21 protein-coding genes are annotated in these 21,866 nt (G+C 63.2%); 8 read left to right on the plus strand and 13 right to left on the minus strand.

The features are described from left to right. The first annotated feature begins 5 nt into the window (after positions 1-5). From ACRARG_RS18330 to ACRARG_RS18340, 3 genes are read left to right on the plus strand one after another with little or no spacing between them, the layout of a single operon-like run. The gene (locus ACRARG_RS18330) at positions 6-1,070 is read left to right on the plus strand and encodes an ABC transporter ATP-binding protein (RefSeq protein ID WP_432691668.1); all 1,065 of its coding nucleotides are present in this window, start codon (positions 6-8) and stop codon (positions 1,068-1,070) included. Further along, positions 1,067-2,110: an ABC transporter ATP-binding protein gene (locus ACRARG_RS18335; RefSeq protein ID WP_432691669.1), complete on the plus strand. Its 1,044-nt coding sequence runs from the start codon at positions 1,067-1,069 to the stop codon at positions 2,108-2,110. The genes ACRARG_RS18330 and ACRARG_RS18335 overlap by 4 nt, the downstream gene beginning before the upstream one ends. After that, positions 2,110-3,525, plus strand: a complete 1,416-nt coding sequence (locus ACRARG_RS18340) for an FAD-dependent oxidoreductase (RefSeq protein ID WP_432691670.1) — start codon at positions 2,110-2,112, stop codon at positions 3,523-3,525. The genes ACRARG_RS18335 and ACRARG_RS18340 overlap by 1 nt, the downstream gene beginning before the upstream one ends. 251 nt (positions 3,526-3,776) lie before the next feature. On the opposite strand, the gene ACRARG_RS18345 is transcribed toward ACRARG_RS18340, so the two are convergent. The 12 genes from ACRARG_RS18345 to ACRARG_RS18400 form a co-directional block, all read right to left on the minus strand. Then, positions 3,777-4,142 carry a cupin domain-containing protein gene (locus tag ACRARG_RS18345; protein ID WP_432691671.1) on the minus strand — a complete coding sequence of 122 codons (366 nt, stop codon included), beginning with the start codon at positions 4,140-4,142 and terminating at the stop codon, positions 3,777-3,779. 32 nt (positions 4,143-4,174) lie between these two features. Then, the gene (locus ACRARG_RS18350; RefSeq protein ID WP_432691672.1) at positions 4,175-5,575 is read right to left on the minus strand and encodes an NAD(P)/FAD-dependent oxidoreductase; all 1,401 of its coding nucleotides are present in this window, start codon (positions 5,573-5,575) and stop codon (positions 4,175-4,177) included. Between the two features lie 33 nt (positions 5,576-5,608). Beyond that, positions 5,609-7,096, minus strand: a complete 1,488-nt coding sequence (locus tag ACRARG_RS18355) for an aldehyde dehydrogenase family protein (RefSeq protein WP_432691673.1) — start codon at positions 7,094-7,096, stop codon at positions 5,609-5,611. 45 nt (positions 7,097-7,141) lie between these two features. Next, on the minus strand, positions 7,142-8,647 hold the full coding sequence (locus ACRARG_RS18360; protein ID WP_432691674.1) for an aldehyde dehydrogenase family protein: 1,506 nt from the start codon (positions 8,645-8,647) through the stop codon (positions 7,142-7,144). Then, positions 8,640-9,701 (minus strand): aminoglycoside phosphotransferase family protein, encoded by a 1,062-nt coding sequence (locus ACRARG_RS18365; protein WP_432691675.1) that lies wholly within the window; start codon positions 9,699-9,701, stop codon positions 8,640-8,642. Before ACRARG_RS18365 ends, ACRARG_RS18360 begins: the two co-directional genes overlap by 8 nt. After that, the gene (locus tag ACRARG_RS18370) at positions 9,698-10,042 is read right to left on the minus strand and encodes a cupin domain-containing protein (protein WP_432691676.1); all 345 of its coding nucleotides are present in this window, start codon (positions 10,040-10,042) and stop codon (positions 9,698-9,700) included. Before ACRARG_RS18370 ends, ACRARG_RS18365 begins: the two co-directional genes overlap by 4 nt. A gap of 15 nt (positions 10,043-10,057) precedes the next feature. Beyond that, positions 10,058-10,420 (minus strand): cupin domain-containing protein, encoded by a 363-nt coding sequence (locus tag ACRARG_RS18375; RefSeq protein WP_432691677.1) that lies wholly within the window; start codon positions 10,418-10,420, stop codon positions 10,058-10,060. Then, the gene (locus ACRARG_RS18380; protein WP_432691678.1) at positions 10,417-11,700 is read right to left on the minus strand and encodes a nucleotide disphospho-sugar-binding domain-containing protein; all 1,284 of its coding nucleotides are present in this window, start codon (positions 11,698-11,700) and stop codon (positions 10,417-10,419) included. Before ACRARG_RS18380 ends, ACRARG_RS18375 begins: the two co-directional genes overlap by 4 nt. A 50-nt stretch (positions 11,701-11,750) precedes the next feature. After that, positions 11,751-12,815, minus strand: a complete 1,065-nt coding sequence (locus ACRARG_RS18385) for an ABC transporter ATP-binding protein (protein WP_432691679.1) — start codon at positions 12,813-12,815, stop codon at positions 11,751-11,753. Beyond that, positions 12,812-13,603, minus strand: coding sequence for an ABC transporter permease (locus tag ACRARG_RS18390; RefSeq protein ID WP_432691680.1), 792 nt, complete (start codon positions 13,601-13,603; stop codon positions 12,812-12,814). Before ACRARG_RS18390 ends, ACRARG_RS18385 begins: the two co-directional genes overlap by 4 nt. Before the next feature lies 1 nt (position 13,604). Continuing rightward, positions 13,605-14,459, minus strand: coding sequence for an ABC transporter permease (locus ACRARG_RS18395; protein ID WP_432691681.1), 855 nt, complete (start codon positions 14,457-14,459; stop codon positions 13,605-13,607). Between the two features lie 164 nt (positions 14,460-14,623). Beyond that, entirely contained in the window at positions 14,624-15,673 is a 1,050-nt protein-coding gene (locus ACRARG_RS18400; RefSeq protein ID WP_432691682.1) for a polyamine ABC transporter substrate-binding protein, read from the minus strand. A 178-nt stretch (positions 15,674-15,851) separates the two neighbouring features. On the opposite strand from ACRARG_RS18400, the gene ACRARG_RS18405 reads away from it, so the two are divergent. After that, positions 15,852-16,775: a GntR family transcriptional regulator gene (locus ACRARG_RS18405; protein WP_432691683.1), complete on the plus strand. Its 924-nt coding sequence runs from the start codon at positions 15,852-15,854 to the stop codon at positions 16,773-16,775. A 5-nt stretch (positions 16,776-16,780) separates the two neighbouring features. Further along, on the plus strand, positions 16,781-18,106 hold the full coding sequence (locus ACRARG_RS18410; protein ID WP_432691684.1) for a glycosyltransferase: 1,326 nt from the start codon (positions 16,781-16,783) through the stop codon (positions 18,104-18,106). Positions 18,107-18,262: 156 nt separating this feature from the next. On the opposite strand, the gene ACRARG_RS18415 is transcribed toward ACRARG_RS18410, so the two are convergent. Continuing rightward, complete coding sequence (locus tag ACRARG_RS18415; protein WP_432691685.1) at positions 18,263-18,925, minus strand: FadR/GntR family transcriptional regulator; 663 nt, start codon at positions 18,923-18,925, stop codon at positions 18,263-18,265. Positions 18,926-19,098: 173 nt separating this feature from the next. Between ACRARG_RS18415 and ACRARG_RS18420 the strand changes: the two genes are divergently transcribed. Genes ACRARG_RS18420 through ACRARG_RS18430 form a run of 3 tightly spaced genes read left to right on the plus strand, consistent with a single transcriptional unit; the run spans position 19,099 to position 21,865 of the window. After that, a complete protein-coding gene (locus ACRARG_RS18420; RefSeq protein ID WP_432691686.1) occupies positions 19,099-20,067 on the plus strand; it encodes a sialic acid TRAP transporter substrate-binding protein SiaP in 969 nt (322 codons plus the stop codon). Beyond that, on the plus strand, positions 20,064-20,588 hold the full coding sequence (locus tag ACRARG_RS18425; protein WP_432691687.1) for a TRAP transporter small permease: 525 nt from the start codon (positions 20,064-20,066) through the stop codon (positions 20,586-20,588). The genes ACRARG_RS18420 and ACRARG_RS18425 overlap by 4 nt, the downstream gene beginning before the upstream one ends. Further along, positions 20,588-21,865, plus strand: coding sequence for a TRAP transporter large permease (locus tag ACRARG_RS18430; protein ID WP_432691688.1), 1,278 nt, complete (start codon positions 20,588-20,590; stop codon positions 21,863-21,865). Before ACRARG_RS18425 ends, ACRARG_RS18430 begins: the two co-directional genes overlap by 1 nt. Position 21,866 lies beyond the last annotated feature (1 nt).

Here is a 21,866-nt window from a genome sequence, read left to right on the forward strand (position 1 = left end):
ACTTCATGTCCACACAGATACTCACAACGACCCGCCCGGACGGGCCCGGACCGGACAGCCTCCCCGCAGATGTGCAGCTGAGCGTGCGCGATCTGGAGATCACGCTGAGCGGGTCCGACGGGGCCAAGCCACTCGTCAAGGGCATCAGCTTCGACATCCGGCGCGGCGAGACGGTCTGCCTCGTCGGGGAAAGCGGCTGCGGGAAATCCGTCACCTCGCTGGCCATCATGGGGCTCTTGCAGACGCCGCCGCTGTCGGTGACACGTGGCCAGATCCTGCTGCGCGACGGCGACCAGGTGACGGACCTCGCCACCCTGGCCCCGCGCGGCCGGGCCTACCGCGATCTGCGCGGCCGGGCCATGTCGATGATCTTTCAGGAGCCGATGACCTCGCTCAACCCGGCCCACAAGAACGGCAAGCAGATCGTCGAGGTGATCCGGCAGCACACCGACCTGTCGCGCAGGGCGGCCTGGGCACGGATGCTGGACATGCTGCGGCTGGTGGGCATCCCCTCACCGGAGATCCGGGCGGATCAGTATCCGCACCAGCTGTCCGGCGGGATGCGGCAGCGGGTGATGATCGCCCTCGCGCTGGCCTGTGATCCCGGCCTGCTGCTGGCGGATGAACCGACAACGGCGCTGGACGTGACCACGCAGGCCCAGATCCTGAATGAGATCCGCAAACTGAGCCAGCAACGCGACACGGCCACGCTCTTCATCACCCATGACCTGGGCGTGGTGGCGCAGCTGGCTGACCGGGTGCATGTCATGTACCACGGGCGCATCGTCGAAAGCGGCACGGTGCGCGAGATCTTCAAGGATCCGCGCCATCCCTACACACAGGGCTTGCTGGCCTCCGTCCCGTCGCTGGCGCGGGATGAGCAGGCCGACACGGAGCGGCTGAACCCCATCCCCGGATCCGTCCGTGACCTACCCGCGAATCCGGCGGCCTGTCCGTTCCAGCCGCGCTGCCGCAAGGCGCTGGAGCGCTGTGCCTCTGAGACGCCGCCAAACATGACCATTAGCGAAACCCAGACCGCCCGGTGCTGGCTGGAGGCCGAAAGCAGATGACCGATCCGACACTCGACCACGTGCTGAACATCCGCGACCTGTCGGTCCACTTCCCCGTTGGCGGCGGCTTCATGGGCCGGGGGAAGAAGATCCTCAAGGCGGTCGAAGGCTTCGACCTGCGGGTACGGCGCGGCGAGACGCTGGGCGTCGTGGGGGAATCCGGCTGTGGAAAATCCACTCTGGCCCGCGCGTTGATGGGACTGGTGCCGATCAAGGATGGGCATATCGGGTTCCATCCCCGGACCTCCGAGATCGGGCCGGGGGGGCTGGACCTCGCCGCCGCATCCCGCGCGGAATGGAAGAAGGCCCACCGGGCGATGCAGATCGTGTTCCAGGACCCCTTCTCGTCCCTCTCGCCCAAGCAGACGGTCGGCCAGACCGTTGGTGAGCCGTTGATCGTGCATGGCGTCGCCCCGCGTGGCTGGCGTGAAAGGGTTGGGGAGCTGCTGGACATGGTCGGCCTGTCCGCCGCCGATTTCGACCGCTATCCACACGAGTTCTCCGGTGGCCAGCGCCAGCGTATCATGATCGCCCGCGCCATCGCGCTGGAGCCCGAGGTCCTGATCGCGGATGAGGCGGTCTCGGCGCTGGACGTGTCGATCCAGTTGCAGGTGATCCGCCTGCTGGAGGATCTGAAGGCCAAGCTGGGGCTGACGCTGATCTTCATCTCGCATGACCTGTCGGTCGTCCGCGCCCTGTCGGACCGGGTGGTCATCATGTACCTCGGCCGGCCGGTCGAGGTGGGGGAGGGGCATCAGATATTCTCCGACCCGCGGCACCCCTATACAAGGATGCTGATCCGCTCGACCCCCGTTCCGGACCCGGATTTCCGACTGGAACAGATGGAGAGCTTTGGCGAGCTGCCCTCGCCGATCGCGCCGCCGCCGGGATGTCCGTTCCACACCCGCTGCGCCCATGCCACGGACATCTGCAAGACGACCTTGCCGGGACCGGTCCGGCTGTCCGATACGCATCACGCCGCCTGCCACTTCGCGACAGAGCTGCCGGCTATGCCGCCGCTGCGCCGATCGGTGGCGTGATGGTCTACGACCTCGCGATCGTGGGGGGAGGCATCAACGGCGCCGCCCTCCTGCGGGAGGCCGCGGCCCGGGGCGCCCGTGCCATCCTGCTGGAACGGTCGGATTTCGGCAGCGGCTCGACCAGCCGGTCGTCGCGGCTGCTGCACTGCGGATTGCGGTATCTCGCGCCCGGCTCATCCATGGCGCGGTTCCTGACCAACCCGGATCAGCTGACCCGCGCGCTGCGGACTGTGCAGCGGTCCATGGCGGCGCGGAACGCGCTGGTCAGCGAACGGCCGCACCTTCTGAAACCCATCCGGATGACCTTTCCGATCTATGAGGGCGACACCTACAAGGGCTGGCAGATGGATGCCGCCTTTGCCGTTTTGCGGACCTTCGGCCGGGGCGGGGCGCCTCTCGATTACCGCCGCTATCACCCGGATCGGCTGGGGGAGACTCTGCCCTTTGTCGACTGCCTGCCCGGAACCAAGCGGCTGCGCCATGTCATCGCCTATACCGAATACCAGGTTGACTGGCCGGAGCGCCTGACCGTCGACCTGATCCACGAGGCGGAGACCCTCGGCGCGGAGGCCCGGAACTATGCACCGGTGACCGGTATCCGCGAGCAGGACGGGCTCTGGCATCTGGAGTCCGGGTCCGGGCCGGTCACGGCAAAGACCGTGGCGAACCTCGCGGGCCCATGGGTCGACCGGGTCGCCGCGCTGGACACGGAACCGCATGCGCGGATGGTCAACACGACGCGCGGGTCCCATCTGGTCATGACCCTGCCGGAGCGGTTCCGTGGCCATGGGATCATGACCATGAGCGGCCTTGACCATCCCTTCTATTGCTTCCCCTGGCGTGACCGGCATTTCATCGGCCCGACGGAGGTCAGCAGCAGTGAGGACCCCGATCATGTGCGGCCGGAGGTGGAGGAAAAGCACGAGCTGCTTGCCGATCTGGACCGCCAGCTGCCGGGACTGGAGTTTGACCTGGGCCAGACCGCCATGGGCTGGGCCGGGTTGCGCCCGCTGACCCATGAGCCCAGCACGATGATGGCAGCCCGGATGCGGATCATCCATTCGCTGGGGCGCTCTCCCGGCCCGAAGTTCGTGGCGCTGACCAATGGGTCCATCGGTGCCCATGCGGTTACCGCGACCGACCTCGCCAATGCCCTCGGTCTCTCTGCCACTGACCGGCGCACCCCGCCTGTGCTGCGGCATGTGCCCGGGCGTAGCGATCCGCATGTCCAGCATCTGACAGACCTGCTGTGGCGGCGCGAAGGATCGATCTGGAACGGCGATGCTGGCGAGGACCGGATCAAGCAGACGGCCGCGAGTCTGGCAGAGCAACTGGGATGGGATGACGTCCGGCAGCAGGACGAGATTGCAGCTTTCCGTGCCGAGCAGGCCAAGATGCACTACGCCCTCGACTGAGGACATCCCCGGTCAAGGTTGGCCGGCCATCGCGCGTCGATGCGCGACAAAGGCGACAGGCCCGGTCACACAAAGGTAGGTCCCGTCGACTTGCCATCGGGGGCCACGCCGGGAGCGGTGCCGGGTTTGGGCCCGGCTCCGAAATTCGGTGCCAGGGTTTCGACCTCATCGGTGCAGGCTCGCGGCAGCAGCAGCGACACCCCGTTCGGCAAACATACCTGTACGCCCCGGCACGAAACCCTATCGCGGGTTCACCCCAATATGAAATAGACCTTACGCACAAAGGTCAGGTTTTCCCATGTGCCGGTGAACCCGCGTGTTATGGTGAAGCTGTCGCCGGGGCCAAAGACCCGCGCAGTCCCGTCTGCATCCGTCAGGCGTACCTGGCCTTCGAGGATATGGCACATCTCGTCGTAATCGGCGACCTCGCGTTGGCAATGCGGCCCGGCCTCCCAGATACCGGCGACAGCCGATTTCTCGGGGTTGGTAAAATGCCGCCAGGCATGGCTGGTGTAGGCCGCGTCCACGAGGGCCGGATCATCGGTCACGCTGGTCGTGCACGGGGTGGCGGGATCGTCAAAGGCGATCACATGCGAAGGGGTCATTGGTCGGGTCATGTCTGTCTCCGGCAGGTTTAGGTCAGGACGGGTCAGGAACCAAAGCCGATTCCAAGGCGGTCCATCACGCGCAACATGGCGCTGCGCCGCCCGGTCCGGTCCTCTTTCGCAAGGTCGGCCTGTGCCCAACCGATTGCGGCGCTGCGCAGGGGTTCGGGCGGAAAAGGCACGGGCAGACGATGCGACATGCGCAGTGCGGTACGTTCACTATCCAGCCCGTCCAGATGGTCCAGCATGGTCAGCGCCGCAAACCGCGAGGCCGAGACGCCCTGCCCGGTAAAGCCAAGCGCATAGGCCAGCCGTCCGTCAAATGCGGTCCCCACAAAGAACGTCAGCCGGGCCGAGGTGTCGATGATCCCGCCCCAGGCATGGCTGAACCGCACCCCGTCAAGGGCCGGAAAGGCGGCGAGGAAATTCGTCTCAAGCCGGGTGTAGCTTTCAGCCCGGTTCAACAGGTGGGCTGCGCGTTTGGATCCGAAATAATGGATCGCGTCATACCCGCCCCAGAGGATGCGGTTGTCCGCCGTCTTGCGCGAATAGTGGAACTGGTTGCCGCTGTCGGCCACGCCGTGCCGCCCGGTCCAGCCGATTGCGGCAAGCTGCGCGTCGCTCAGCGGTTCGGTCATGATGGTGTAGTCGTAGATCGGTACGACGGTCCGGCGCAGACGGCGCAAGAGCGGCATATCCGCGTTGGTGGCCAGCGCGACCCGGCCCGCCGTGACCTCTCCGCCGGGGGTGGTGAGACGCAGCGCCTCGCCACTGTCGCGCAGGGCGGTGACGCGGCTGTTCTCATAGATCTCGACACCGGCGTTAAGACAGGCCCGCGCCAGCCCATGCACCAGTCGCGCCGGGTTCACATAGGCGTAATTCTCTTCGTACAGGCCATGCGGGTAGACCGGGCTGAGCAGTTTTGCCGCCAGTTCCGGGCCGGTCATCAGGCGGCTGTCGATGCCGAACCGCGCATGGGCGGCGCGCATCTGGGCCAGCCCCTCGGCCTGCCAGGGCGTCGCAGCCAGGTTGATCTTGCCGGTGCGCTCAAACTCTGCCGCGATACCGTAGCGGCTCAGATCGCGTTCCAGCGCATCGAGGTTGTCCAGCCCGAGCCGGACCAGCGTCTCTGCCTCGTCTGGCCAGCGGGCCAGCGCATTGCCCACCCCATGCGAAATGCTGGGCGCGCAGAACCCGCCGTTGCGGCCACTTGCGGCCTCGGCCAGCCGCCGCCCCTCAAGCACGATGATCCGTGCATCGGGATGGCGTTCGCGCGCTTTCAGCGCCGACCACAACCCGGTGAACCCCGCGCCGACAATCGCCAGATCGCAGCTTTGCGGCCCGTTCAGCAGGGGCAGGTGCAGCGGATCGGTCACCGTCTCCTGCCAGAAGGGGTGGAACCGGGTCTCTGCAAAGCGGGGCGACAGGCCGGAAAGGTCAGCCACGTGAGGCCCCGCCCATGCGCTGCGCGGGGGCGGTCATTGCCCCTCCCCGCCCAGATACCAGCCCCAGTCCTCGTCGCGGGCGAAGCGCGTGACCTGCTTGGTCTCGAAATAGGCGTCATAGCCTTCGCGGCCCAGCTCCCGCCCGATGCCCGAAGATTTGTAGCCGCCCCAGGGGGCCTGCGCGAAGGTCGGCTGCGAGCAGTTGATCCAGATGATCCCGGCCCGCAGTTTGGCCGCCATCCGGTCGCAGCGTTCAAGGTCATGCGACATGACCGCCGCCGCCAGCCCGAAGGGGCTGTCATTGGCCAGCCTCAGCGCCTCTTCTTCAGTGTCGAACGGGGCGAGGCAGACCACGGGGCCAAAGATCTCTTCCCGCCAGATCTCGGCATTGGCGGGCACATCGGCATAGATCGTGGGGGCGATGAAATAGCCGGTCCCGATCCCTTCGGGCCGTCCGCCCCCGGTCACGAGCGTGGCGCCATTGCCCCGCGCCCGGTCGAGGAACCCCATGATCTTGTCATACTGGCCCTTGCTGACAATCGGCCCCAGCTTGATCCCGTCCCGGTCGCCCGGCCCGATGGTGATCGCCTCTGTCGCCTCTTTCAGCCGCGCGAGCAGCGGCGCATAAAGATCGCGCTGCACCAGCACGCGCGAGGTGGCAGAACAGACCTCGCCCTTGTTCCAGAAGATGCCAAACAGGATCCACTCCACGGCCTTTTCGATATCCGCATCGTCGAAGATAACGAAGGGCGACTTGCCGCCCAGTTCCAGCGACACGGTGCGGATCCCGGCGGCGGCGGCAGTCATCACCCGGCGCCCGGTCGCGACCGATCCGGTAAAGGCGACCTTGTCGACCAGCGGATGTTCCGAGAGCGGCGCCCCAGCGGCGGGGCCGTCGCCCGTCAGCAGGTTGAACACCCCCGCGGGCACCCCGGCGGCGTCAATGATCCGCGCCATCTCATGGCAGGTCATCGCGCAGAGTTCGGAGGGTTTGAGCACGACGCAACAGCCTGCCGCCAGCGCCGGTGCGACCTTCCACACGGCCATGAGCATGGGGAAATTCCACGGTGTGATCGCGGCGACCACACCAACGGGTTCGCGCCAGACACGGCTGTCGAACCGGGCGTCACCCACGTCGATGCTGCGCCCCGGCGCCTCGGCATCGGAAAGGGCAAGATCGGCGTAATAGTCGAAACAGAAGGCCGCGTCCTCGATATCCCAGATGGCTTCGGGCAGGGGTTTGCCGTTGTCGCGTGTCTCAAGCGCGGCGAGCATCGGGATCTCGGACCGGATGCCTTCGGCGATGCGGCGCAGCGTGGCGGCGCGGTCGGCAGCGCTCAGGCCCGACCAGACGCCCGTGTCAAAGGCCCGGCGCGCGGCGCGCACGGCGAGGTCGACATCGGCTGCATCCGCCGCCGCAACGCGGGCGAATTCCTGCTCGGTCGCGGGGTCGATGGCGGCCAGCGTGCCACCGTTCACGGGCGTGCGGAACTGGCCGTCGATATAAAGCCGCGTTGTCATGATCGCTGTCCTTTCCTGAGGCGAGGTGCTGCCAACCCCTTGCTGTCAAACGTGTTTCCGTCCGCCCGCATCCAGGAACCAGTCGTCCGGATAGGGGTACCACCAGTCCGCCATCTTTGCGACGGGATCGAGGATGACCATCTTGGGCTGGCGGAAGGCGTCCAGTCCGGCCCGGCCAAGCGCGCGACCCAGGCCAGAGCTTTTCATGCCGCCGAAGGGCAGGGCATCATTGTCCACCAGCGGGTTGTTCACCCAGACCATCCCGGCCTGAAAGGCGTCAATGGCGCGATGCGCCTCGGCGAGGTCAGAGGTAAAGACGCTGGCGCCCAGGCCAAAGCGGGAGTCATTGGCCTGCGTCAGGGCCTCTTCAAAGGAGGCGACCCGGATGATCGACACGACGGGGCCAAATATTTCGGTGTCGTGCAGGCCCATATCGGCGGTGACGCCGGTGACGATGGTCGGCTCCACGAACCAGCCCTTGGGCTGATCGGCAGGAATGCCGCCACCGATGGCGATAGTCGCTCCCTTGGCGCGGGCGCTGTCGATCCAGCCCAGGACCCGGTCGCGCGCGGCGCTTGAGACAAGCGGCCCGATCTCGGCCACGCCCAGCCCGTTACCGACCCGTAGCTGGCGGGTGTTTTCCACCATCCGGGCGACAAAGGCGTCATGCACCGCATCCTCGACATAGATCCGTTCGGCCGAGGTGCAAACCTGCCCCGATTGCAGATACGCCGTAGTCACCGCCCCCGCCGCCGCCACCGGAATATCGGCATGGCGCGAGACGATCATGGGGTCGCTGCCGCCGCCCTCGATCACGCAGGGTTTCATGTGGGCCGCCGCCTGCATGGCAATCTGGCGCCCCACTTCTGCCGATCCGGTAAAGGCGATGGCATGGGTTTTTGGACTGTCGATCAGCTGTCGCCCGATCTCGGCCCCGCCGCCCACACAGGCGATCAGATCGGCAGGCAGGGCATCGAAGAACTTCATGAACATCAGCGTGCAGATGGTGCCCGCAGGCGCGGCCTTGAGCACCACGCCATTGCCCGCTGCAAGCGAGGCAGCCATCGTCCAGCAACCCAGGATCAGCGGGAAGTTATAGGGCACGATATGCACCGACACGCCATAGGGCGTATAGGTCTGGAACTGGAACGATCCGGGCTGGATCGTACCGGCAATGCGCCCCGCGTCATCGCGCGCCATTTCGGCAAAATAGCGGAAGACGGGCGCGATGTTGGCGATCTCTCCGATCGCTTCGGGATAGGGCTTGCCGATCTCGCGCGTCATCATCACGGCGATCTCGGTCATATCGGCCTGTTCCATCGCATCGGCGACCCGGTGCAGCAGGCCCGCGCGGGTCTTGCAATCCATCGCCGCCCATTTCTTCTGCGCCACGTTCACCCGGTCGAGGATCGTCTCCAGCTGGTCGGGCGAGGGTTCACCGTACTGGCCGACCGGCTCCAGCGTGGCCGGGTCCTGGACGTCATGCAGCGGCCCTTGCGTCGCGACATAGCCGGGCGCGAGGTAATAGCAGGGGGAGGGAGTGTCAGTCATCGGAGGGTCCGTTCGGATCAAGGGTCACGGGGGCCAGCCGGGCGGCGCGATCCGTCCAGCCCGGCAGCGCGGTGTCGAGGAAACCGGCGATCTCAGTCAGCCCGGCAGCGGTCATCGCGGCGCGGAACTGCGCCAGTACGCGGGGCAGAAAGGCCATGTATCGCGGCTTGCCATCGCGCCGGTCGAGGCGGAGAAAGACGCCGAGGATCCGCGCGTGCCGCTGTGCGCCCAGCAACGCATAGCGCTGGCGGATCGCCTCTGCGCCGCCCAGATGCGCGGGCGCCTCTGCGCAATAGCGGTCAAGCATCGCCTCTTCGAGGCCCGGACCCAGATCGCGCCGCGCATCCTGCAGAAGCGAGACCAGATCATATTCGCAGGGGCCGAGGATCGCGTCCTGAAAATCCAGCAACCCGCAGCGCGCGACGCCATGGCGACCGGGCAGCAGCATCAGGTTGTCGATATGGAAGTCCCGCAGGACAAGCGTTTCGTGCCGTGAGGCAACAGGCGTCAGGGCCTTGGTCCACAGACGGCGGAATTCGGCGCCAAAGGCGGGCAGGTTTATATCCGGACAAACCGCCGGGGCGAACCATTGGGAGAAGACCGACAGCTCATCAAGGTGAACGCCAAGGTCATAGCGCGGCCGGTCGAGCGCCGCGCCCTCACGCGCGTGGTGCAGATGCAGCAGCGTATCGACCGCCAGCCCGTAAAGCGCGGCTTCGTCCTGTCCCTCGGCCAGACAGCGGGCATAGGTTGCATCGCCGAAATCCTCGACCAGCGCGAGACAGGTGTCGCGGTCGGCGGCACGCACACGCGGGGCCGACAGACCCAGCCGGTTGAGGTGGTCCGAGATCGCCAGATAGGCCGTGAACCCCGCCGGATCATGCCGGTCGTCCATCAGCAGGGCCTGCGCCCCGATCAGCCGGACATAGGACCGGCTGGAGGCGTCGGCGACAAAGCCCTGCGTGGCCACACCGCCCAGCCCGTGCTGCGCCAGAAAGGCTGGCGCGGGGGCGGGCAGCATGTCCGCAGTAAAGGGCGGCACGGCCAGCGTCATCGGATCATGTAGACCTTTTTGATCGTCTCATGGACGGTGCAGGTGCCTTTCCAGTCCTGCGGGAAAAAGGCGGCCGTATCCGGCGTGATCTCGATCACCTCGCCGCTGTCGTGGACATAGGTGCAGCGCCCTTCGAGGAAGTGGCAGAACTCGTCCTTGGTGACGTGGCATTCCCATTTGCCGGGGGTGCAGATCCACAGGCCGCATTCACTCTGACCCTCGGGGCCCTTGTGCAGGACCTTGCCAGAGGTACGGCTTTCGCCCTCGATCATCGTAGGGATCACGCCCCAGTCGACCGTATCGGTGACGGCGAGGGGCTTGTGCATCACGGGTGCTTTCATGTCTTTTTTCCTTGCTCAGACAAGCATGTATATATTGCGCAGCGTCTCGGTGATTTCCGCCGTGCCGGTCCAGCCGGCGGGAAACAGCACGCAGGTGCCGGCTGTCGCCTCGATCACCTCGTCGCTGTCATCGCGGCGATAGATCACCCGGCCTGACACGAAATGGCAGAACTCATCCCGCGGGACAGCGATCCGCCAGGTGCCCGGCGTGCAGACCCAGACGCCGGTTTCCGGCGAATTGTCCGGCCCCTTGTGCAGCAGGCGGCCGGTCGAATAGGACTGCCCCGCGATCATGTCGGGCTGGGGGCCCCAGTCGACCAGATCGTCATAGATGGTGGCCCCGTGAATATGCGGGGCCGAGGAGGTCAAATTGGTCATGCGCCCTCCGTCAACCCGACAAGCAGGCGCGCGGCCTTTTCCTGACCGTTCTGCGATTGCATATGCTCCGAAGTGGCCTTGAGACGGGCGGCGATATCCGGGTCGGTCAGGCAGGCCTCGATCTTTTCGATCAGCTCTGCATCGGTCCAGTCATAGCGTTCCGAGCGGAAGCCGTGACCGGTTTCCTGCACCCGCATCGCATTGTCATGCCCGTCCCAGACATAGGACATGATGATCGCGGGTTTGCCGAAATAGAGACATTCGGTGAAAGAGTTGTTGCCGCCGTGATGGATCACCGCATCGACCTGCGGGATGACCGAAGGCTGCGGGAACCAGCTGCCGATGATGACATTGTCGGGGATATCGGAATATTCAGCCTCGTAATCGCCGACATTGACCAGCGCCCGGTAACGCGTTGTCCCGATAAGCGTGATCAGCCGTTTCAGCAGATCCGTATCCCCCGCGCCGAGCGAGCCAAATGAGACATAGAGCAATGGGCCATCGTTGTTCTTTTTGAAGGTCGGCACCTCGTAGGGCTCATCCTGGCGCACACAGCCTTCAAGGTACTGGAACTGCGCCGGGTCCAGCGGGACAGAGCGATTGTATTTCGCCTGTTCGGGATAGAGCAGCAGGTTCAGATAGGGCGAGGCCTCGAAGAACTGGCCAAGCGGGTAGGGGTCTTCACCGTTTTCGGCCAGGAAGGCGTTGAAATCGTCATGCAGCGGCTTGACCATCGCATTGAATTTCGCGCGGAAGGCCTTGTGACCTTCGGTGTCCTTTTCGGACATGCCAGACAGGTGCGGCGGGATCGCGTCGTCCTCGATCTCGTTCTCCGAACACGAGATGATGCGCACCCAGGGGACACCATGCTGCTTGATCGCCGGAAAGAGGATGACATTGTCGACAGAGATCACGTCCGGTTTGACCTCTGCCAGGATGCCGGGCAGATCCTTCTGCGCCCATTTGGCACTGTCCACGATCGCCTCCCAGCATTCCTTGACGTAATTGTCGATCTGGTCGATCGGCGCCTTGCGGAAATTGGGGATGTGGCCGTTGATAAAGTCTTCCCAGAATTTGGCCATCTGTTCGGCGGGCATGGGTTCGGACAGGTTCACCGGATGCGCCTCAAACCCGTATCCCTTGTAGACGTCAACAAAGCCGGGATCAGACAGGAACACCGCCTTGTGGCCCATCCGTTCCACCGCCTGTGCGATGCCGACGGAATTGAGCGCGGGGCCAAAGGCCGCTTCGGGGAAGAAGGCAAAGGTCTTTTGCGTCATTGATCTCTCTCCTGTTGTTCTCCGCCCTTGAGGCGGGGTTTATTCATGGGTCACGTCTTGAAGACGCGGGCGTCCTTTGCGGCCCAGCCGACGCTGAGCGTGCTGCCCTCGTCGAGCGGGGTGTCGTCCACATCCTGCGCTGTCAGCCGGATGAGAAGGGGCTGCGGGGACAGGTTGGTCTGCAGATGCAGTTGCAGATCGAGCCCCTGATAGGCTGTCGCCACGACCGTGCCGGTGACGGTGTTGTCGAACCCCTGTTTCCCGATCTTGAGCCGTTCGGGCCGGATCGCGACAGATACCGCATCGCCGGGCGCGATTCCGTCGGGCAGGGGGGCGTGCAGGGTCTGACCGTTTGCGGCCACCAGGCCATCGGACCCGGCGGTTGCCTCGACAAAGTTGATCACACCGATGAAATCGGCCGCATACCGGCTTTCGGGATGTTCATAAATCTGGTGCGGGGTGCCGCATTGCAGCAGCGCGCCATCCTTCAGGATCGCCACGCGGTCGGCCATGACCAGCGCCTCTTCCTGATCGTGGGTCACGACGATGAAGGTGATTCCGAATTCGGCCTGAATACGCTTGAGCTCAAGCTGCATCTCGCCGCGCAGCTTCTTGTCCAGGGCGCCAAGCGGTTCGTCCAGCAGCAGCAGCCGCGGCCGTTTGACAAGCGCCCGGCCAAGCGCGACGCGCTGGCGTTGTCCGCCGGACAGCTGGTCAGGCTTGCGCCCCGCCAGATGCGCCAGCTGGATGATATGCAGCATGTCGTCAACACGGGCCCGGATCTCCGCTTTTGGCAGGCGCTCCATCTCCAGCCCGTAGGCAATGTTCTGGGCGACGGTCATATGCGGGAACAGCGCATAGGACTGGAACATCAGGTTCACCGGACGCCGGTTCGGCGGCAGGTGGGAAATGTCCTCGCCGTTCAGCAGGATCTGGCCCGAACTGGGCGTTTCGAATCCGGCCAGCATCCGCAACAGCGTGGTTTTGCCGCTGCCGGATGCGCCAAGCAGGGCAAAGAATTCGTTTTCCTCGATATCGAGATCCAGATGCTCCACCGCACGGGCGGTGCCGTAGTATTTCCGGATGTTCTTGAGGGACAACAGGGGCTGGGTCATTGACCGGGCAGACCTCCGCGATTCAGGCGTTGCGACAGGCTCAGTGCGATGACCGAAACGGCCATGACGATGGTGGCGAGCGCGTTGATTTCAGGGGTGACGCCAAAGCGGATCATGGCAAAGATTTGCATTGGCAGAGTGATAGATGCACGGCCCGCACCGGCGGTGAAAAACGCGATGATGAATTCATCGACCGACAGGGTGAAGGCCAAGAGAGCCCCCGCGATGATCGCCGGCATCATCACCGGAATGACGATGCGCCGTATGGTTGTTGGCGTCGATGCTCCAAGGTCGGCCGACGCCTCCACGATCGACCAGTCAAAAGTTTTGAGACGCGCGCGAACGACCGAACAGACGAAGGCCAGATTGAAGACGACATGGCTGAGAATGACCGTATGCAGGCCCATCGTGACATTCAGCATGGAAAAGAACGACAGCAGTGCGATGGCCAGCACGATGTCCGGGATGATCATCGGGGCAAAAATTACAGTTTCCAGAAACCGTCCCTTTCGGCGACGGATTTCTACTCCGATGGCCAGCAGCGTGCCAAAGAGGGTTGCAAAAACGGTTGAGATCAACGCCACGATCAGAGTGTTGAAGGCCGCCGACATTATATCGGCATTTCGGAACAACTCTCCGTACCATTTGACGGAAAACCCGGTCCACGCGGTCGGCAGGCCGCCGTCATTGAACGACAGCGCAACAAGAACTGAAATCGGCACGTAAAGAAAGGCGAAGACAGCGGCGAGAATGCAGAGCATGAGACGAGAGTTTGCGTGCTGCGCCATGTCAGCCTTCCTCTCGACGGGCGCCGGAGGCGCGTTCGGTGGCAAAAGTCTGAAGTGTCAGCATGCCCATCATGAGCGCGATCAGGATCATTGAGAGCGCCGACCCAAAAGGCCAGTCATTGGCTGTCAGAAATTGCGCATAAACCAGGTTGCCGATCATCTGAAACTGGCCACCGCCAAGCAGAGCGGGGGTGACGAAATTGCCGATCGACAGGACAAAGACGAAGACAAAACCGGTGGCAATTCCGGGAAACGTGAGCGGCACCGTCACCCGCCGGAAGGTCGTCCAGCCAGAAGCACCAAGGTCATGCGATGCTTCGGCAATCTCGGGGTTGAGGCGCGATAGTGGCGCATAACAGGCTAGAATGACGAAGGGGAGGTAGTTGTAGATAAGGCCCACGACGACCGCGCCTTCCGTATACAGCAGCTTGGGCAGGTCACCTTCAAACCCGAGCCATTGCGCTATTCCGGCGATCAGCCCTTCGCGGTTCAAAAGGACGATCCAGGCATAGGTCCGCACCAGATAATTCGACCAGAAAGGCAGCACGGCCAGGAACAATAGCAACGGCTGGCGGCGCGGCGGCGCAGCGGCTATGGCAAAGGCGGCAGCATAGCCGACAATGACGGCAATCAGCGCTGAAAGTCCTGCGATCATGGCGGATTTTAAGAAGATCCCGGCATAGAGCGGATCAAAGACCAGCGCCAGATTCTCGAGCGTGAATGTATATTCGATGCCGCCGTAAATACCGCGCCGAAAAAATGCGAGTGCAAGGATCAGCAGGCAGGGAATGACCATAAAGGCGGTCAGCCATGCAAGGGCCGGTGCCATCAGATAGAGAGGTCTGCGGTCTTTCATCGCGAGGCTTGTTCCATACGCAGGCCCGTGGAGAGCTGCGATCTTTGCAATATCGGGACCCGGCGGCGCGGTGTCCTGCCATCCGGGTCCGGTCTTGTTTTCTTGCCTTTGGGGCTGTCTCTCGGTCGGGCCAGAACGCTGCGTCCCGGTCCGACCGCAACGGCTTATTGCGCCGCCTTGATCTCTGAGACGGTGCGGCTGTAAAGACGCTGTGCTTCGCCGACATCGCGCAATTGCTCGTAGCTCAGCAATTGTTCCGCACTGATCGCCATGTTCGGGAAGGTTTCAAGGAGATCTGCGGACAAGCTGTCCATCGCAGGCTTGTTCGGAACTTTGTAAAGGATGTTCTCGGCCGCCCAGGCATGGTTCGCCGCATCGAGGATGAAGTCGACGAAGGCATAGGCCGCGTCTTTGTTTTCCGATCCTTTCAGGATCACCATTGTATCCACCCAGAGGTCAGAACCTTCTTCCGGAATCACATATTTGATGTCCGAATTCTCGCCGATGCCGTAGTTGCACCAGCCGTCCCATGCGTGGACCAGTTCGGCCTCGCCGGACACCAGTTTGGCGTAAAAAGTCGTGTCGTCATAGGCGAGCAGGGTCTTCTTGGCATCGATCAGAAGATCACGCACTTCCGCGACCTTGTCCTCGTCGGTTTCGTTGACCGAATAGCCCTTGGCCAGAAAGCCCGCGCCCAGAAGCCAGCGGTCGGTGGCGAGCATCGTCGTCTTGCCCGACACATCGGCGGCGGGGATCAACAGGTCATTCCAGCTGTCCGGCGCATCCGCGACCAGATCGGACCGGTAGCACAGGCCCGTCGTGCCCCAGGCGTAGGGGATCGAGAAGGTGTTGCCGGGATCATGCTCCAGCTCCCCGGCCTCGGGATAGAGGTTGGCGATATTCGGCAGTTTGGCGTGATCCAGCGTTTCCGCCAGACCAAGGTTGTTGAGCACTTCGGCAAAGGGGGAAGAGACAAAGACCACGTCATAGCCCTTGCCCTTGGAAGCGATCAGCTTGCCCATGATCTCTTCGTTCGTGCCGTGCAGCACCAGTTCTGCCTCGTTGCCGGTGGCGGCAGTGTAGCTTTCGATTGCGTCTGCCGCCATGTAGCCGTCCCAGTTCGAGACGACGAGGCTCTGCGCCTGCGCCGCACCGAACGAGGCCGCCAGGGCCAGCGCGGAGAGGCCCGCGGTCGTAAAAGATTTCGTACCCATCAAAGAACTCCCTGTGTGGTTTTCACCCGGCATATGGGCCGAGAAATTTTCGTGGCAGCTATTGCTTGCCGCCTGGCTAAACTGTATTTTTGTGATCAAAAGAACGTCAATTTGTATTTGCTGTTCTTTTAGATTTGACCGCGACATCCGCAATAAACCGCGTGAACTGGAGTAAGATTTGGCGGGAACCCGGCGCGCCTCTCATCAAAGTCATCTCGATCTGGCCCGACAGATCGTGGGCGTCGCCTTTGAGAAGGGGCTGAGCGCGGGCGATCATCTGCCGGAGCAGGTGTTTTCCGACGCCTGTTCCGTGTCGCGCACGCCTGTACGATCTGCATTCAAACTATTGGAAACATGCAATGTTCTTGAGTGGCGACAGGAGAGGGGCTATTTTCTTGCGCTGGATGCGCCCGATGCCATAACCGCCGCCCTGTCTGAGCTGGAGGGCGAAGAGGCCACGCTGGCGGATCGTATCCTTGCTGACCGCACAGGACGCCGCCTTTCCGAGATTCAGTCCGTCAGCGCACTTGCCCGCAGATACAGCGCTTCGCGGAGTGCAGTACTATTTGCGCTAAAAGTACTGTCGAGAGAGGGGATGGTCACTCAGCTTCCCGGCCGGGCCTGGGCGTTTCAGCCCATGATCGACTCGCCCCGGGCGCTCAGCGACAGCTTTGAAATGCGCCTCGCGATGGAGCCGCTGGCGCTCACCTCACCGGGATTTACGCTCGACGGCAAGAAATCGGGCGTGCTGCGCAGCCAGATGGAAGAGTTTCTGCTGCTGGATGAGGCAGCTGCGACCGGCGCCCGCTTTCGCCGTACGGACAATGATTTCCACATGCTGCTGGCCGAGAGCGCGGCCAACCGGTTTCTGCGCGCGACCCTGATGGCGCATCACCGTCTGCGCATGGCCTCGAAAACCGGGGGCACGATCCCCTCGTTCCGCATGCGCAAGGCGATGGAGGAACATCTTGAAATCCTCGACAGCCTTGATCGCAAACAGAATGATCTTGCCGCCGATCAGATGATCGTCCATCTGCGCAGGTCCAACATCCGCCGTCCCGAAGCGGCCAATCGCGGGATCTCCCCGCTTTCGAGAGGTTAGGACCCGTGAACGCGCCCCCGACAATAGCCCTGTTTCCCGAGGCCAGTTTCGGCGCCGCGCTGAACTGCGTCGGCATCGCTCAGGAGTTGCGCAAACGTGGTGCCCGGCCGGTGTTCATCTGTCATCCGGGGTTTGTCGGGGTCTTTGCGGAGTACGGTTTCACGGAATACCACCTGACGCGGCAGGTCGCTCCCGACGGCCAGACGACAGAGGCGCGCTGGACCGACTTCGTCACCACGCATCTGCCGCATTTCAATCTCAGTCCGCGTGACCAGCTGACAACCTATGTCGGGCCAACCTGGGATGCCATCGTCGATACCGCGATAGAGGTCGAAGACAGCCTGCGATCCGTGCTGGCGCAGATCCGCCCCAATGCGGTGCTGCTGGACAATGTTATCATGTTTCCTGCCATTGCAGAGTCCGGCGTACCCTGGGTGCGCGTCGTATCCTGTGCTGAAACGGAAATCCCGGACGCCCGCGTGCCGCCTTATCTGTCCGGCCTCGACCCGCAGGACGGGGCTGCCTGTGATGCCTTCCGCGCCGAATACAGTCGCGCGACCTCCGCGGCGCACAAACGCTATAATGATTTTCGTCGGACCTGCGGGCTTCGTCCGCTGCCCGACGCGGTCTTTCTTGAAAACTCCGCCGATCTCAATCTTCTGCTGGCGCCCTCGGTGGTGCGCTATGACCGGCAGGACCCGCTGCCTGCGGACCGGTTCACTTATCTTGAGGGCTGTGTCCGCACGGAAAGCCCCTATGACTTGCCGTTTTTTCCCAATGATGCGGGGCCGCTGGTCTACACCAGTTTCGGATCGCTCGGTGCGCTGGACACCGAACTGATCCAGCGCCTGCTTGAGGCCTTCGGCGACTATCCCGCGCGGTTCCTTGTCAATGTCGGCGGCTTTCTCGAAACCTACGATCGGGTGCCCGACAATGTGCACCTGGGCGACTGGTTCCCCCAGCCTTCGGTGGTGGCGCAATGTGATCTCTTCATTCACCACGGTGGCAACAACAGCTTTTGCGAGGCCCTGTTTCACGGCGTGCCGTCGTTGGTGATGCCGTATTGTTGGGACGGCCATGATAATGCGCAGAGCACCGTTCAAGCCCAGCTTGGGCTTTGGATGAATCGTAGCGACTGGTCGGCAAAGGAATTGCACAGCGCGCTGGACGCGCTCTTGTCCGACAAATTGCTCCACGATCGCCTGCGCAACATTTCCGCCGATATGAAAAAACGCCCGGGAACCCAGGTCGCCGCCGACGCGGTGATGGCCTTGCTCATCAGAGGGACCACACCCGCATTAAAAACGGGCGCCGTATCCGCTCCGTATTGAATCCAAAGGACAGCGCACCCGCTCACGGCTCCGCACCGCTTAATCCTGATTATGTAACCAGCCTGTGCGCTCCGGATCGAAAATCCGCCTGACGCCGGTGATCGCGGAGAGTGCGCGGCGGGATCGGGCGTCCGGCCTCTCCGGCACTCAATGATGTCAGACGATACCGACCTGCACCCGGCGCAAGGACAGCTGAATATGCAGTTCCATCGCACTGCGCGCCCGTGCAGGAGACCCGGTCACGATTGCATCCAGAATATCGTGATGTTCGGCCTCGATCAGGCTCAGACGTTCGCGCGGCGACAGGATCTGCGCCGCACGGCCTTCATGCATGCGGAACACAACGTCGGTCCTCAGTGCCGCGATGCCGGAAATCAGGAAAGCGTTCTTTGACGCGCGGGCAATATCGAGATGGAAGTCGAAATCCTCGACAAAGGTGATGCGCCCCTCGTTCACCGCCAGATCCATATTCCCCAGCCGCGCCTTGAGAGCGATGATATCGGCCGCCTCGCGACGTTCCGCGGCCAGCGCGGCCGCCTCCCGTTCCAGAACGATGCGATATTCGAAGAGCCGCGCAAGGTCCTGCTCCGTATGAACCTGGGACGGGGCGTCGAAATCCGACTCCGGGCGGCTCATCACATAAGAACCGGAGCCCTGCCGTGTCTCCACCAGGTTCATCCTGCGCAGCCGTTCAATCGCGCGCCGGACGGCCATCCGGCCGACACCGAACTCGGCACAAAGATCGGCCTCCGTCGGAACACGCTCCCCGCGAACCAGGCTTCCGCGTTCGATCCTGTGGTAGAGTTCCCGGAAGATCACATCGGATCGGGTGTCAGAATTTGTCTGCCTTGTCGACCTTACCATGATTATTTTTATCTTTCTTTACCAGAGACTTATTAATTAGTTGTTCGCCATAATCACGAACAACTAGACAATTTACGGACCTCTGGCAAGGATTACGAACCGCAGAGCATCCGCATTGGGAGGTACAGATGCTGAAGACTCTTACCGCTGCTGCCGTTTCGCTGGCAGCTCTTGGTTTCACCACCACCGCACAAGCCGACAATTTCGTTTTCGCGCATATTCTGCCCGAGAGCCATTCGCACCACAAATGGACCCAATGGGCCGCCGCTCAGATCGAAGAGCGGACCGAAGGGCGCCACACGCTGGAGATTTTCCCCGGCGCCCAGCTGGGCAGCGAGACGGAAACCAACGAGGGTCTGGCCCTCGGCACCGTCGATATCATCTACACCGGTAACGCCTTTGCCGGGCGCAGCTACGGCCCGCTTGCCGTGGCCAGCGCGCCCTTCGTCTTCCGGGATTTTGCACATTGGCAGGCCTATGCCGCCAGCGACTTCTTTGACGAACTGGCAGACGGCTATCAGGACGCAACCGGCAACGTGCCGCTGGCCACGATCTATGCCGGCGAACGCCATGTCACGGCCAACAAGCCGGTGACCTCGCCCGACGACATGAAGGGCATGAAGATCCGCGTGCCGGATGCGCCGCTGCTGAAGATGTTCCCGCTGGCCGTGGGCGCAAACCCGACGCCGATCGCCTTCTCCGAGGTTTATCTGGCGCTGCAGCAGGGTGTCGTTGACGGGCAGGAAAACCCGCTGCCGACCATCAAGGCGATGAAGTTCTACGAGGTGCAGTCCGATATCAGCCTGACCGGCCATATCGTGGATGCCCAGCTGGCGATCATCTCCGGCTCTGCCTGGGGCAGCCTGTCCGAAGAGGATCAGAAGATCTTCCGTGAAGTCTTTCAGGAAGCCTGTGCTCAGGGCAGCGAAGATATCCGTCAGCAGGAAGCAGACCTGATCACCTGGTATCGCGACAATGGCGTCAACGTGAACGAGGTCGACCGCGCCCCGTTTGCCGAGGCCGTCAAATCCGTGATCAACGGACCTGACGCCACCTGGACACCCGAGCAGTTTGATGCGCTGAGCGCCATTAAATGATGCAGGACCCTGTTCTGAGCAGTGACACGGTGCAGGACACCGATGTCGAAACCAACGACTTGCGCGCCACACTGGCGCGCCTGTCATTCGAAGAGATCATCGCGCTGGTGCTGATCGTTCTGCTCTGCGTGCTGGTTTTTGCCCAGTTCAGCCTGCGCTACCTCGCCAGCTATTCGATCCTCTGGGGCGAAGAGATGTCGCGCACCCTGCTGATCATGACGGTCTTTGCCGGATCGGCCGCGGCCGTGCACCGCAAAACCCATATCGCGGCCGATATATGGGAGGTTCTGGGCGGTGCGCCGCTCTGGCTTCAGCGCGGACGGCACCTCGTCTGCACGCTCTTTTATGGCTACAGCGCCTGGCTCGCCTGGGAAACCGCTGGCCGCGTCTGGCCCAGTTCGATGTCGAGCGTCGATCTTTCGCGTGGATGGATCTTCATCATCGTCATGCTCTGCCTGATCGCCGCGACCCTGCGCTCCGCCATGCATGTGATCGCCCCGGCGGAACCGGAGACCAAATAATGACTGTACTGTTCGGAGCGCTCGTCCTGCTGATCCTGCTTGGTCTTCCGGTGGGCGTGGCCCTGGCCGGATCCTCGCTGATCTATCTGCTGATGAGCGAACGCCTGCCCGAGATCGTCATGATGCAGCGCATGGTCGCAGGCGTCGACAGTTTCGTGCTGCTGGCCGTGCCCTTCTTCGTGCTGGCGGGCAGCCTGATGAATGCCTGCGGTGTCACCGACCGGATCTTTGCCTTTGCCATGGCCGGTGTCGGCTGGATGAAGGGCGGGATGGGCCATGTGAACGTTGGCGCCTCTGTCCTCTTCGCGGGCATGTCCGGCGCGGCTGTGGCCGATGCCGGCGGCCTCGGCGCTGTTGAGATCAAGGCCATGCGCGACCGCAATTACGATGACGATTTCGCCATCGGGATCACGGCGGCGTCTTCCACCATCGGGCCGATCATTCCGCCGTCGCTGCCCATGGTGATCTATGGCGTGGCGGCCTCCGCCTCCATCGGGCAGCTTTTTGTGGCGGGGATCCTGCCGGGGCTGCTGATGGCCGTGCTGCTGATGGCCGTGGTCTGGGTGATCGCGCATCGCCGCGGCTATCCGGCGGATGAGACCTTCCATATCGCCAAGCTCGGGCGGACCTTCCTGCGCGCGGGCCTGTCGCTGATGACGCCCGTCATCATCGTTGGCGGCATCCTTCTGGGCGTCTTCACCCCCACCGAAAGCGCCGTCGCGGCCGTGGCCTATGTGCTCATCCTCGGCGTGCTGGTCTATCGCCGCCTCAGCGCCGCCGCCCTCGTGCGGATCCTGATCGAAACGGTGGAGACAAGCAGCGTTCTGCTCTTCATCGTCGCGGCATCGGGCATCTTCTCCTGGATCCTGTCGCGCGAAGGCGTGCCGACGGATTTTGCCCAGTGGGTGACCTCCATCTCCGACAATCCGATCCTGATCATCCTCTTCCTCAACCTCGTGTTGCTGGTCGTCGGCTGCTTCATGGAACCGGGCGCGGCCATCATGATCCTGACGCCGGTCCTGCTGCCGATCGCCGCCGATGTCGGGATCGAACCTGTCCAGTTCGGGGTCATCATGGTGCTGAACCTGATGATCGGTCTGCTGACGCCGCCGGTCGGCCTGGTGACATTTACCCTGGCCCGCGTCTCCGGCGTGACCATGGCCTTTGCGGTCAAGGCCACCGCCCCCTTCTTCATCGCGCTGGTGCTCGCGCTGCTCTGCGTGTCCTTCATCCCGGGGCTGACCATGTGGTTGCCCAGTGTCTTCTACGGAGGATGAC

This window comes from Pseudooceanicola profundi (assembly GCF_050897955.1).
Taxonomy (GTDB): Bacteria; Pseudomonadota; Alphaproteobacteria; order Rhodobacterales; family Rhodobacteraceae; genus Pseudooceanicola.

Coding starts and splice junctions, on each gene's coding strand:
- ACRARG_RS18420 (WP_432691686.1), top strand. CDS start 19,099: ATGCTGAAGACTCTTACCGCTGCTGCCGTTTCGCTGGCAGCTCTTGGT.
- ACRARG_RS18340 (WP_432691670.1), top strand. CDS start 2,110: ATGGTCTACGACCTCGCGATCGTGGGGGGAGGCATCAACGGCGCCGCC.
- ACRARG_RS18345 (WP_432691671.1), bottom strand. CDS start 4,142: ATGACCCGACCAATGACCCCTTCGCATGTGATCGCCTTTGACGATCCC.
- ACRARG_RS18330 (WP_432691668.1), top strand. CDS start 6: ATGTCCACACAGATACTCACAACGACCCGCCCGGACGGGCCCGGACCG.
- ACRARG_RS18335 (WP_432691669.1), top strand. CDS start 1,067: ATGACCGATCCGACACTCGACCACGTGCTGAACATCCGCGACCTGTCG.
- ACRARG_RS18370 (WP_432691676.1), bottom strand. CDS start 10,042: ATGAAAGCACCCGTGATGCACAAGCCCCTCGCCGTCACCGATACGGTC.
- ACRARG_RS18425 (WP_432691687.1), top strand. CDS start 20,064: ATGATGCAGGACCCTGTTCTGAGCAGTGACACGGTGCAGGACACCGAT.
- ACRARG_RS18380 (WP_432691678.1), bottom strand. CDS start 11,700: ATGACGCAAAAGACCTTTGCCTTCTTCCCCGAAGCGGCCTTTGGCCCC.
- ACRARG_RS18390 (WP_432691680.1), bottom strand. CDS start 13,603: ATGGCGCAGCACGCAAACTCTCGTCTCATGCTCTGCATTCTCGCCGCT.
- ACRARG_RS18385 (WP_432691679.1), bottom strand. CDS start 12,815: ATGACCCAGCCCCTGTTGTCCCTCAAGAACATCCGGAAATACTACGGC.
- ACRARG_RS18430 (WP_432691688.1), top strand. CDS start 20,588: ATGACTGTACTGTTCGGAGCGCTCGTCCTGCTGATCCTGCTTGGTCTT.
- ACRARG_RS18375 (WP_432691677.1), bottom strand. CDS start 10,420: ATGACCAATTTGACCTCCTCGGCCCCGCATATTCACGGGGCCACCATC.
- ACRARG_RS18360 (WP_432691674.1), bottom strand. CDS start 8,647: ATGACTGACACTCCCTCCCCCTGCTATTACCTCGCGCCCGGCTATGTC.
- ACRARG_RS18355 (WP_432691673.1), bottom strand. CDS start 7,096: ATGACAACGCGGCTTTATATCGACGGCCAGTTCCGCACGCCCGTGAAC.
- ACRARG_RS18365 (WP_432691675.1), bottom strand. CDS start 9,701: ATGACGCTGGCCGTGCCGCCCTTTACTGCGGACATGCTGCCCGCCCCC.
- ACRARG_RS18400 (WP_432691682.1), bottom strand. CDS start 15,673: ATGGGTACGAAATCTTTTACGACCGCGGGCCTCTCCGCGCTGGCCCTG.
- ACRARG_RS18395 (WP_432691681.1), bottom strand. CDS start 14,459: ATGAAAGACCGCAGACCTCTCTATCTGATGGCACCGGCCCTTGCATGG.